General features: G+C 39.0%; 8 protein-coding genes, 4 pseudogenes and 1 riboswitch. Of the genes and pseudogenes, 2 read left to right on the top strand and 10 right to left on the bottom strand.

The features are described 5' to 3' along the window. Positions 1 to 26: 26 nt before the first annotated feature. From pyrF to JCM21531_RS09635, 5 genes and pseudogenes are all read right to left on the bottom strand, one after another. Positions 27 to 971: an orotidine-5'-phosphate decarboxylase gene (pyrF, locus tag JCM21531_RS09655; RefSeq protein ID WP_038289336.1), complete on the bottom strand. Its 945-nt coding sequence runs from the start codon at positions 969 to 971 to the stop codon at positions 27 to 29. A 52-nt stretch (positions 972 to 1,023) separates the two neighbouring features. After that, positions 1,024 to 2,310, bottom strand: a complete 1,287-nt coding sequence (locus tag JCM21531_RS09650) for a dihydroorotase (protein WP_038289334.1) — start codon at positions 2,308 to 2,310, stop codon at positions 1,024 to 1,026. Next, a pseudogene (locus JCM21531_RS09645) lies at positions 2,294 to 3,230 on the bottom strand (aspartate carbamoyltransferase catalytic subunit). Before JCM21531_RS09645 ends, JCM21531_RS09650 begins: the two are co-directional and overlap by 17 nt. Positions 3,231 to 3,495: 265 nt before the next feature. Beyond that, complete coding sequence (gene pyrR / locus JCM21531_RS09640; RefSeq protein ID WP_038289332.1) at positions 3,496 to 3,972, bottom strand: bifunctional pyr operon transcriptional regulator/uracil phosphoribosyltransferase PyrR; 477 nt, start codon at positions 3,970 to 3,972, stop codon at positions 3,496 to 3,498. Between the two features lie 293 nt (positions 3,973 to 4,265). Then, positions 4,266 to 4,676, bottom strand: coding sequence for a TIGR04086 family membrane protein (locus JCM21531_RS09635; protein ID WP_038289330.1), 411 nt, complete (start codon positions 4,674 to 4,676; stop codon positions 4,266 to 4,268). Positions 4,677 to 4,973: 297 nt separating this feature from the next. On the opposite strand from JCM21531_RS09635, the gene JCM21531_RS09630 reads away from it, so the two are divergent. Beyond that, a complete protein-coding gene (locus tag JCM21531_RS09630) occupies positions 4,974 to 5,447 on the top strand; it encodes a carbohydrate-binding protein (protein ID WP_038289327.1) in 474 nt (157 codons plus the stop codon). Between the two features lie 36 nt (positions 5,448 to 5,483). Here the strand turns inward: JCM21531_RS09630 and yajC are convergent, their stop codons facing one another. The 5 genes and pseudogenes from yajC to JCM21531_RS21655 all read right to left on the bottom strand — a co-directional run bounded on the left by yajC (position 5,484) and on the right by JCM21531_RS21655 (position 9,968). Next, positions 5,484 to 5,783 carry a preprotein translocase subunit YajC gene (yajC, locus tag JCM21531_RS09625; protein WP_038289325.1) on the bottom strand — a complete coding sequence of 100 codons (300 nt, stop codon included), beginning with the start codon at positions 5,781 to 5,783 and terminating at the stop codon, positions 5,484 to 5,486. A gap of 65 nt (positions 5,784 to 5,848) precedes the next feature. Then, positions 5,849 to 6,975 (bottom strand): annotated as a pseudogene (gene tgt, locus JCM21531_RS09620) (tRNA guanosine(34) transglycosylase Tgt). A 43-nt stretch (positions 6,976 to 7,018) separates the two neighbouring features. After that, a pseudogene (queA, locus tag JCM21531_RS09615) lies at positions 7,019 to 8,043 on the bottom strand (tRNA preQ1(34) S-adenosylmethionine ribosyltransferase-isomerase QueA). Positions 8,044 to 8,260: 217 nt separating this feature from the next. Then, a complete protein-coding gene (locus JCM21531_RS21660; RefSeq protein WP_243467507.1) occupies positions 8,261 to 9,364 on the bottom strand; it encodes a SpoIID/LytB domain-containing protein in 1,104 nt (367 codons plus the stop codon). A gap of 208 nt (positions 9,365 to 9,572) precedes the next feature. Then, a complete protein-coding gene (locus JCM21531_RS21655) occupies positions 9,573 to 9,968 on the bottom strand; it encodes a hypothetical protein (RefSeq protein ID WP_243467506.1) in 396 nt (131 codons plus the stop codon). Positions 9,969 to 10,257: 289 nt separating this feature from the next. Then, a riboswitch (Lysine riboswitch) is annotated at positions 10,258 to 10,435 on the top strand. 159 nt (positions 10,436 to 10,594) lie between these two features. Between JCM21531_RS21655 and JCM21531_RS09605 the strand changes: the two are divergent. Beyond that, a pseudogene (locus tag JCM21531_RS09605) lies at positions 10,595 to 11,594 on the top strand (aspartate-semialdehyde dehydrogenase). Positions 11,595 to 11,597 lie beyond the last annotated feature (3 nt).

Here is an 11,597-nt window from a genome sequence, read left to right as displayed (position 1 = left end):
TATATCACCTCGTATCCTAAATAAAATTACTTTGTGTTATGCAACGCGCCGTTAATATCGTCCCTCATCCTAATCGCCTCAGCTCTTGATGCCTCATAAAACTTTTCTTCGCTGTAAAGATCCTTCCACTGTTCAGACTTATAAGCGCACATTATGCTTCTTGAAGCATTTACAATTGCCCCAAGTCCATCATAATTAAAGCTGTGGACTACATCTCTTGCTGTTCCGCCCTGGGCACCATAACCCGGAACCAGTATATAAGAACTTTTCAGAATCTTTCTAAGGATTTTCGCCTGATTGGGATAAGTTGCTCCAACCACTGCTCCCACACTGCTGTATCCGTATTTTCCCTTTACACTTGCCCCCCATGACTCAACATACTCCGCAACAACCTCATAAATACTCCTGCCCTCTTGAGTGAGTAAATCCTGAAGCTGCCCGGATGACTTGTTTGATGTCTTGACCAGAACAAATATGCCCTTGTTGTATTTTATACAGTCATCTATGAAAGGTTTAATCCCATCCACACCGAGATAAGGATTTACCGTAAGTGCATCCGCATCAAAAACAGACTCGCTTATACCTTCATCAATGTCTGTTTTGCCAAGATATGCCGAAGAATAGCACTGGGCAGTTGAGCCGATATCATTTCTTTTTCCGTCGGCAATAACCAAAAGTCCTTTCTCCTTTGCGTATTTGCAGGTTTCATAGAACGCTTTCATACCTTCAAGGCCATACATCTCATAATATGCCAGCTGGGGTTTTACCGCAGGTACAATATCATAAACCGCATCAATAATGTATTTGTTAAAGAGAAGAATTGCCTGCGCCACTCCTTTTGAATTTTTTCCGTGTTCCTTATACATATCTTCTTTTATGAAAGACGGAACATATTCAATCTTTGGGTCCAATCCTACAACGGAGGGATTATCCTTTTCTTTAATCTTTTCAATCAATATATCAACAAACATAATTTCATTCTCCTTATATAGCATAATTCAAAAACTCATTCTCAAGAAATCTCTATAAAAGTACCTTTTCTCTGACAATGGCATTGCCGTCCACCAAAGTATAGTATACACTTCCACTCAGCTTGAACCCGTTAAAAGGAGAGTTCTTGCTTTTTGATTTGAAGTTATTGATATCCACAACAAACTCTTCGTTAATGTCAACAATGGTTATATCCGCACTTCTGCCTATCTCCAGCGTACCTTTGTTGATACCAAGGAGTTTTGAAGGATTGACACACATCTTTTCAACCAGTTGGCCGATTGTGAGATGTCCCGGTTTTACAAGATAGGTTATCGCCAGAGGCAATGCCGTTTCAAAACCCACCATGCCATTTGCCGCCAAATTGAATTCAACGTTTTTCTCATCGTTATGATGAGGCGCATGGTCTGTTGCGATTATGTCAATCGTGCCGTCTTTTAATCCTTCAATCACAGCCTCAACATCTCTTTTTGTCCTTAGCGGAGGATTTACTTTTGCAAGGGTATTAAATCCGCTGCAAGCCTCATCGGTAAGGACAAAGTAGTGGGGACAAGTCTCACAGGTCACTTTCACTCCACGCTTTTTGGCATTCCTTATAAGGTCTACCGACAGCTCAGTGCTAACATGAGCTATGTGTATCGGAACCTTTGTGTATTCGGACAATATAATATCCCTTGCCACCATTATTTCCTCAGCAGCCGAAGGTATACCTTTAAGTCCCATAACCGTAGACCAATATCCCTCGTTCATTACACCGCCATCTGCAATATCCAGATCCTCGCAATGGGATATTACTGCTATATCAAACATGGCTGAGTATTCCAAAGCCCTCTTCATCAGAGAAGAACTTTTTACCGGCCTTCCGTCATCGGAAATTGCCACAGCTCCGGCAAATTTCAGTTCACCTATTTCCGAAAGCTCTTCACCCTTTTGCCCTTTGGATATCGCCCCAATAGGATATACATTAACAAATCCGTCCTGCTTTGCCTTATTTATAATATACTTTACTATAGCCTCATTATCGCAGACAGGGTCCGTATTGGGCATGCATGCTATGGAAGTAAATCCTCCCATTGCAGCACTCATGGTTCCAGTTTCTATGTCCTCTTTATATTCAAAACCCGGGTCCCTCAGATGGCAATGGGCATCCACCAGTCCCGGCAATACCATCTTGCCCTCGGCATAAATTATGTCGCCGTTGGTAATTTCAATATCTTGGCCTATCTCCGTTATTATTCCGTCCTCAATCAATATATCCATAACACCGTTTGTGTTGGTTTTCGGGTCTACAACATGTCCGCCTTTAATTAATACTCTCACCGCTATCCCTCCTCGTTAAAAGATAAAGAAGAGCCATTCTTACAGCAACTCCGTTGGTAACCTGCTCATTTATAAGCGACCTGTCACAGTCAACTACCGATGACGCAGTTCAACTCCTCTGTTGACCGGTCCCGGATGCAATATCAAAGCATCTTCTTTTGCAAGCTTTAAGCGCTTTTCATCCAATCCGAAGAATCTCGAATACTCCCTAATGCTCGGAAACAATCCGCTTTTCTGCCTTTCCTTCTGAATTCTAAGTCCCATAACCACATCCGCATCAATCAATGCTTCCTGAACCGTGGTAAAGACCTTGACACCGGTCTTCTCCAATTCCCGAGGTATAAGGGTTGAAGGCCCGGCAACACTCACTTCGGCTCCAAGCTTCGTCATTCCCCAAATGTTGCTTCTTGCCACTCTGCTATGATATATATCACCGATTATGGCAACTTTTAACCCCTCAAGACTTCCTTTTTTCTCAATAATTGTAAACATATCAAGAAGCGCCTGGTTGGGTGCTCATTCATACCGTCACCGGCATTTATTACCGATGCCGTAACATTTCTTGCAAGAAGATGAGGTGCTCCCGACATCGAATGCCTGATTATAATTACATCCGCACCCATCATGTCAATTGTTTTTCCGGTATCTATAAGTGTTTCACCTTTAGCAACACTGCTGGCCGCTACCGAAATATTGGCAGCACTTGCACTCATGTATTTTGAGGCAAGTTCGAAGGATAATCTTGTCCTTGTACTGTTCTCATAAAACAGAGTAATTATTGATTTACCCTGCAAATGAGGAGTCTTCTTGTTTTTTGACGAAAGAATAACCTTCATCGTTTTGGCAGTATTTAAAATGTATTGAATTTCTTCTGTTGTCAAATCCCTAAGTCCTAAGAGGTCTTTTGATTTTAAACCCATTTCTACACCTCACTCTAAAATAAACTTTTATATTAATATTATTGGTATCAAATGTCCTCAAAAAAATAGTAAGGATAATGGTATTCCTTACTATTTTTTAATGTTTTGCGGATTTTCTTCCGAACAAATTATTAATGCTTTATATTTAAAAACGGGAATAAAAGTACATATTTTCTCTTTTTGCTGTATTCTATTAATATATAGATATTTATAATTTTGCATAAAACATACCCTTCCCTTAATTCCTAAAATAATACTTATACTCCTAATGACTTATTCCCTTTTCTATATCACTTATAGTTACACAATTTACTCCGTCAATCTCAGAAAGCTTGACATTTACTACCTCAAACCTGGAGGTCGGAACATTTTTTCCGACATAATCCGGCCGTATCGGAAGTTCCCTGTGTCCCCTGTCTATGAGTACTGCAAGCTGGACCATCCTGGGCCTTCCCGAATCCATCAAAGCATCAATAGCCGCTCTTACTGTCCTTCCCGTATACAAGACATCATCAACAAGGACAATTTTCTTGTCGTTTATCGGAAAGTCTATTTCTGTACCGTTTATTATGGGATGCTCGGAAAGCATGCTTAAGTCATCTCTATAAAGCGTTATATCGAGAATCCCCACCGGAACACTCTTTCCCTCTACGCCCTTATTCTTCTCAATAATTTCATGGGCTATTCTGGTTACAGCTCTAACAATTCCACTTTCATCCATTATTTCAGCTTTATCTATCATCTTTAACACTCCGATACTTATTATATTTTGTCGGAATCTATTTTATAAAAGGCTCTAAAAAAGCTTCTTACCAGTCGGCAAGAAGCTGCATTACAATAAGCATATAGAACCATTCTATATTATTCAACAAAATATCTTACCTTCTGAGTCTCTCTGGACTTAATTAAAGGTTTATTATTTAATTCTATCTAATGTTAACACAACAAAAGGTAATTGTCCATACATTTATCAATATATTTTTTAATTTTTCATTTTAATTTTTATTCTTAATTTCATTTTTCTATTATTACCGTCTATCTTTTTAAATTAATGCCCAGTATACCGCCTATACTTCCCGATAATACTCCAATAGTAAGCAATATCAATATATAGCCGTTTATGGCAAAATCTCTGTAAACTATGCTGCTTAGCAAATACAGGATTAGCATATATATAAATCCCACTATTGCACCGTTTAGCCATCCCTTGCTTTTTACGTTTTTGGTAGAAATCCATCCTGCTATAACTATACTCAGCAATGTCGTAATTATAACAGCAGTAGAAATATATTTTAGCGGAAAGTCGGAAAATTTAAGAAAATACGCAAAAATAGCAAACATCGGCACTGTAAACAAATAGGATACCAGTATTCCTTTTATAATTGTAACAATATTCGAGTGTCCGGATAATATATTCTTTGCCGTCTGGCCAGTCTTGTTAATCATAAAAACCCCCCAATAGATGTTTTTTATACTACAATCTATTATGTTTGTTCAAAAGTTAGAACCAATAAAGCAAATAATTTAAAACAAAACGGCTTTTTATCTTTTCAATATTTTATGAAAATATAAAAACTTATTTTGACATACATAGAATAAAAAAACACTGCAAACTATAAATTAATAAAATAAATATCACACGAATTGATTAAACTATATATTGAAAAGCTCCAGAATATTAATGCTTTTTAACAGCAGCCGGTGAAACAGGAAACAAGAATTGATAAAACTGGAGGTTCAATTATGGGATTTTTTGATTTTTTATTTAATACACCAAACGACTTTAAGTCGGATAACAACACGGAACCCGCTCAAAGCAAAACAAAAAAATATCAGCCTTTAAACGAAGAGTTTTCGCTGGACATGACAACAGAACCTTATGGAAATAACATGTATGAGGCCAATAATTCTTATGCAAATAACGGAGTTGAAATTCAAGACGCAAGAAATGTATTTCGACTGGTGTACAGCGGTATCCTTGCTAAAAATAATACCGATAAGTTGTATGCAGTAATCGGTTACGGAAACAACCTTGCCTGGGAGGATACCGAATCCTATTCAATGCAGAAGATAGGCCATCAAAAGTTTGAGCTGTTATTTCCCGTTAAAAGGGCAGGCAACATTAATATAGCATTTAAAGACGATTCCGACAACTGGGACAACAATTCAGGTATGAATTACTGCTTTAAAAACTATGTTTATGAGGGTAGCCATTAGGCTACCCTTTTCATACAACAGATAAACTTATGTATTCTACTCTTCATTAGATTCCACAACTCTGCTTATCGCCGATCTAACAAGCTTTATCTGGGTCTTTTCAACGCTAGTCTCTATAGTTATCTCATCATCCTTGATATTTATTACCTTTCCGATAATTCCTCCGGTCGTAATAATATTATCTCCGGTCTTTAAAGCCTGAAGCATTTCTGCGTGCTTCTTATCCCTCTTCTTTTGAGGTAAAATTATCATCAAGTACATGATGAGAACAAAGGCCAACGGTAAAATCAAGGCACTAAAAAGTTCTTGAAAACCTGCTCCTCCTTCTGTTGGCATAAAAAACCTCCTCTCAGTTCTTTTGATTATTTTACTTTATTATTACTTATATTGGTAAACTAAACTTATTTATATTTTTTATATCCGAAATTATTGAAAAACTCATCTCTAAAATCCAATAGCCTGTCTTCCATTATAGCCTGTCTGACATTTTTCATAAGATTAATCAAAAATCTCAGGTTATGCCATGTGGTAAGCCTTATTCCGAGGACCTCCCCGCTTTTTAGAAGATGTCTTATATATGCGCGGGTAAAATTTCTGCAGGCATAACAATCGCATTCCGGATCCATAGGGGTATAGTCCCGTGCATAAACTGCATCCCTTACTATCATTCTGCCCCGGCTTGTCATAACCGTGCCGTTTCTGCCGATTCTTGTGGGAAGAACGCAATCAAACATGTCAATGCCTCTAATAGCTCCTTCAATCAGGTAATCTGGGCTTCCCACTCCCATCAAATACCTTGGCTTGTCCCAAGGAAGCAGCGGAACTGTAACATCCAACATTGCATACATTTCTTCCGCCGGCTCTCCCACGCTCAATCCCCCAATGGCATATCCCGGAAAGTCCAATTCCAGCAATTCATAGGCACTCTGCTGTCTCAAATCCTTATACATTCCTCCCTGAACAATCCCGAAAAGAGCTTGCTTTTCCGGATTTCGATGGGCTTCCTTGCACCTTTTGGCCCACCGGGTCGTTCTCTCCAATGACTTTTTGGCATAGTCATAATCCGCAGGGTATGGAATGCATTCATCAAAAGCCATTATAATGTCAGCCCCAAGATCATTTTGTATTTTCATGGCCATCTCGGGAGAAATAAAATGCTTGGAACCGTCAATATGCGACTTGAAAGTCACACCTTCTTCCTTAATATCCCTCAAATCACTAAGGCTAAAAACCTGAAAGCCTCCACTGTCAGTAAGAATCGGCCTGTCCCAATTCATAAAACCGTGAAGCCCTCCGGCCTCCTTCACTATATCCTCTCCGGGCCTCATATGAAGGTGATAAGTATTGCTCAAAATTATCTGGGCCTCAATCTCCTTCATTTCGTCGGGAGACATACCCTTGACGGTTGCCTGAGTTCCCACCGGCATAAAAGCCGGAGTGTCAAAATATCCATGGGGAGTATATACTCTCCCCAGCCTTGCACCGGACTGTTTACATTTTTTATCAGCTCATATCTTATTGCACTCATACATCTTCCTGTTCCTTATTATTAATATTTGCCTTATAAATATTTACTTTATAAACATGGCATCGCAAAGCTGAAAAACCTGTATCTTTCCCTAACGGCAGCATTATAGGCTTCCATTATTTTGTCACGCCCTGCCAAAGCACTTACAAGCATAATAAGCGTGGACTCGGGCAAATGGAAATTGGTTATTAATGAATCCACCACTTTAAATTTATATCCCGGGTAAATAAAAATGTCGGTCCACCCGCTCTGAGGATTCAATTTACCCTTTTCATCTCCCACCGTTTCAAGCACTCTGCAACTCGTTGTCCCCACTGCTATTACTCTGCAGCCATTTTCCTTTGCCTCATTTATCTTCCTGCAGTCCTCTTCATTTATACGGTAAAATTCGCTATGCATTTTATGTTCTTCCAAATTTTCAGCCTTTACCGGCCTGAATGTCCCAAGTCCTACATGAAGGGTCACATAAGCAATGTTGACACCTCGGCTCGCCAATTCATCCAAAAGCTCCACAGTAAAATGTAGTCCTGCAGTGGGAGCAGCGGCAGAACCCTTGTATTTTGAATACACAGTCTGGTATCTTTCCGCATCATCAAGCCTCTTTGTAATATAAGGAGGAAGCGGTACAATACCGACTCTGTCAAGAATCTCTTCAAAAATACCGTCATATTCAAACCTGACAAGTCTGTTTCCTTCTTCAATTATTTCTATAATTTCAGCCTTAAGCTCGCCATTTCCAAATACAAACCTTGCTCCCGGTTTTGCCTTCTTTCCCGGCTTTAAAATAACTTCCCAAACATCTCCGTTAATCCTTTTCAAAAGAACGAACTCAATTTTGCCCCCGGTACCTTCCTTTTCCCCCAGAAGTCTTGCGGGCATAACCCTGGTGTCATTTAAAACCAGACAATCACCCTTGTTTATGTACTCCACAATATCCTTAAACTTTTTATGGCAAATCCGGCCTGTTTCCTTGTCCAAAACCAAAAGCCTCGACATATCCCTTTTGGCAATTGGCTCCTGCGCAATTAATTCTTGCGGCAAATCATAATAAAAATCACTAACCTTCATAGTCAATCTAACACCGTTTCATATTATTTGATAAAGCACCGTTTTGCATTTCCATAATCCGATTTACATAGTTTTAAAATATTTTATGCGATTTATATAGAATAATACATTAAATCCTTCTTTCATGCAAGGTTGAAATGCAAAAAACTCCAAGAAGCCGTAAAAAACTCCGGAAAAACATTCCGGAGCTTCTTGAAGTATTTATTTAGCAGCAAATTTATTCAACTTTTGTTCCCGGAAAATAATGGGTTAATATTTCTTCATATGTGAATCCGGCATTAGCCATACCCTTGGCTCCTTCCTGACTCATCCCAACTGCATGACCCCAGCCTTTTCCTTTAAAGATATAGTTCGTGGGAATCAACGGAACAGTCTTCGTACCGTTTGCACTGACAACACTTACCTTGCTGTTTGCGGAGCTTACGGTTTTAAGCCCGGACGCTGTCATTACTTTTTTTCCTCCAAGCTGGGTCTTAATCGCTTCACCGTCATTTCCCTTCACAAAGATATCTGCGTCTGTCGTAATATCATACCACTGGCTGTCAAGGCTTAAGAAACTTCTTGTGGAACCGTTTGTGTACACCTTTTCCCCTTGACTTCCCTTAACTATTACCTCGGTTGCCCTTCCCGCTTCGGATCTTTTTGTTATATAAATCCCCAATATGTCTCCTATCTTTAAACCGCGGTCTATCATTATCTGCTTTAACTTCTGTGCGGTGAACGAAACCTCCCAATTGTAATGCCACGAGTCTCCCGATTCATATTTATCTTCAACACTTACAAGATAGGGATATCCTTCACTTCCCCAAACATTTCTAACGTCCTCTGTCATTCCTCCGCTGGAGCTGAAATAAAATACCGAAGCAGGCTTTCCATTGTATGTAACTACCTTTCCTTTAGTATCGTCAACAGCTTTATTTGTTGATGACGCCTCTCCGTCAAAACCCTTATATACTTGGGAGTATACAGTAGGACACAAATCAAATTGAAGCCTTTTGTATTTGTTCAGGTTGTTTACCGTATAGGTTCTTGCCGCAACGGCCTGAACCTTTAGGGCTTCAGGGTGGGAACTTGCCTGTATCTCATAGGGTACAACTCCATATAAATATTCTTCAATATTAATGACATTAATTACCGTCATATCGCTTCCCGACAGCCTTAAGATTTCAAAAGCACCGCGATATCTCTTCTTGTCATCTCCATTGATTCTTAAAACACAGCTTTCGTCTTTTGTTTCAGGCTGAACCTGAAACGCATGATATATTGAATCAAACATAAGCATAACTTGTCCGTCCTTCGACAAAACAACTATTCTTGACATAGACGGTTCCACAACACTATAGTCCCCGAGTTTTAAAGCCGCTCAACATAATCCGTTATCGCCGCTTGTGCACCGTTTTCATCAACATAAAAACCCGTCCAAATCTGCCAACCGTCATCATATACCGAGAAGGCATCAACACCTTTTTTTCTGATTTCCGCAAGGTCCTTGTTAAGAGCATTATAATCTTTATAGTCTTTGCCTATTTTTATATGATAGGCTCCAATAACCTCTCCCGATGGAGGGTTGCCTGAAGAAGGTTGAATTCGGTAAGTCCGCTGCTTCCTTTTACAAAAAAAGCATCCTTCCTTACGGTCACAGCTTCTTCCGAAGCTTCCTTCTGAAGGCATACAAACTCATCTTCAGTGGAATATCCGAATTGAAGTCCCTTTGGAGAATCTACTGTAAAGCTTGAAACTGCCGAATATTGTCCGGTTTGTGAATCATTAAACAAAAGGCCAATCCTAACTTTGTCCGGAACTCCTTTGTATGCATAAACCATAAAACTTTGGGAAAAAAATACCGACACATAGACCAAAAACAGCAATGTCAATCGAAATACCATCGCCTTTACTTTTGACTTTAACAACAAACTCCCTTTCATGTTCTCCTCCATATTTGTCTTTTGTATTTAGCATTAAGTTATTATTATACCGGTAAAGATTTATCAAGGCAAAAAATTGCCACACTACGTTATATAATTCGACAAAAGATTCCAATCCCCTTCTTTGTAACAGAATTGTAAAATAATAAACGGCGTATATTAATTTATAATATGCATAATCCTATTTATATGTAATAATTTGAAAATCTAAATATCAAAAATAAATAGTTTGACATATAATATTTTAGATGATAGAATAGTTAAAAATAAAGTTAATAGTGTTTTTATAATGTTTGATAGAGGTGCAGTTTTCAATAGTAAGTTTTCTGAAAAGTTTGAGCTTTGATGAAGAAAGCTGAAAGGGTCAACTGCCGAAGATTGTATCTGCTCAAAAAGGTACGGTCTGGTTGTACGGTTAATAGCTGTATGACTGTCATCAAGTAATTTGATGGAGCGCTATCAGTTCATAAAGCTTAGTTGTATATTTACACTAAAATCCCGGATGAACTGCTGGTACTCATACCAGCTTTTTTAGTGTCCTTCAGAACGATAAAGATGACATATCACGCTATCAAACTAAAATCCAGTATTCAATAAGATTAATATTATATCAGGAGGGTATTTTTATGAAAAAAGTAAATTTAGCAGTAGTTGGGGCTACAGGAATGGTGGGCAGAACATTTTTAAAAAGTTTTAGAAGAAAGAAATCTGCCTATTGAGAACATATATTTCTTTTCCTCAAGCCGTTCTGCTGGTTCGACTATAATTTTCAACAACAAGGAATACATTGTAGAAGAGCTTACTGAGACATCTTTTGACAGAGGAATAGATATAGCATTGTTCTCCGCAGGAGCAAGCACCAGTGAAAAATTTGCACCCATTGCAGCTTCAAAAGGCTGTATAGTTGTGGACAACAGCAGCCGCTGGAGAATGGACGAAAAAGTTCCCCTTGTAGTACCGGAAGTAAATCCTCAGGATATTTCATGGAACCAGGGTATCATAGCCAATCCGAACTGCTCGACTATACAGGCAGTTGTAGTGCTAAAGCCTTTGCACGATAAATATAAAATTAAAAGAATAGTTTATTCCACATACCAAGCCGTATCCGGCGCCGGCCAAAGCGGATACAAAGACCTTGAAAACGGTCTTAAGGGAGAAGCCCCAAAGAAGTTCCCACATCCGATTGCCGGAAACTGCTTGCCTCATATTGACGTTTTCCTTCCCAACGGCTATACAAAGGAAGAAATGAAAATGGTACATGAGACAAGAAAAATATTGGGAGACAACAGTCTCAGAATCACTGCTACAACCGTAAGAGTGCCTGTATTCAACGGCCACAGCGAATCAATAAATGTTGAGTTTGAAAAACAGTTTGATCTTGATGAATTAAAAGAAGTATTAAGAAATGCACCCGGCGTTATTGTTGAAGATGACGTTGCCAACAATGTCTACCCGATGCCTATTAATGCAAACGGAAAAGACGAAACCTTTGTCGGAAGAATCCGCCGTGATGAAAGTGTTGAAAGTGGCGTAAACCTTTGGGTTGTTGCCGATAATATAAGAAAAGGCGCTGCCACAAATGCCGTTCAAATCGCACAAGAACTGATTAAAATGTGGAATAAATAATTA

Source organism: Acetivibrio straminisolvens JCM 21531 (genome assembly GCF_000521465.1).
GTDB lineage: Bacteria > Bacillota > Clostridia > Acetivibrionales > Acetivibrionaceae > Hungateiclostridium > Hungateiclostridium straminisolvens.
The sequence above is the reverse complement of the archived record's forward strand: the minus strand, read 5'-3'. Positions and strand labels throughout refer to the sequence as shown.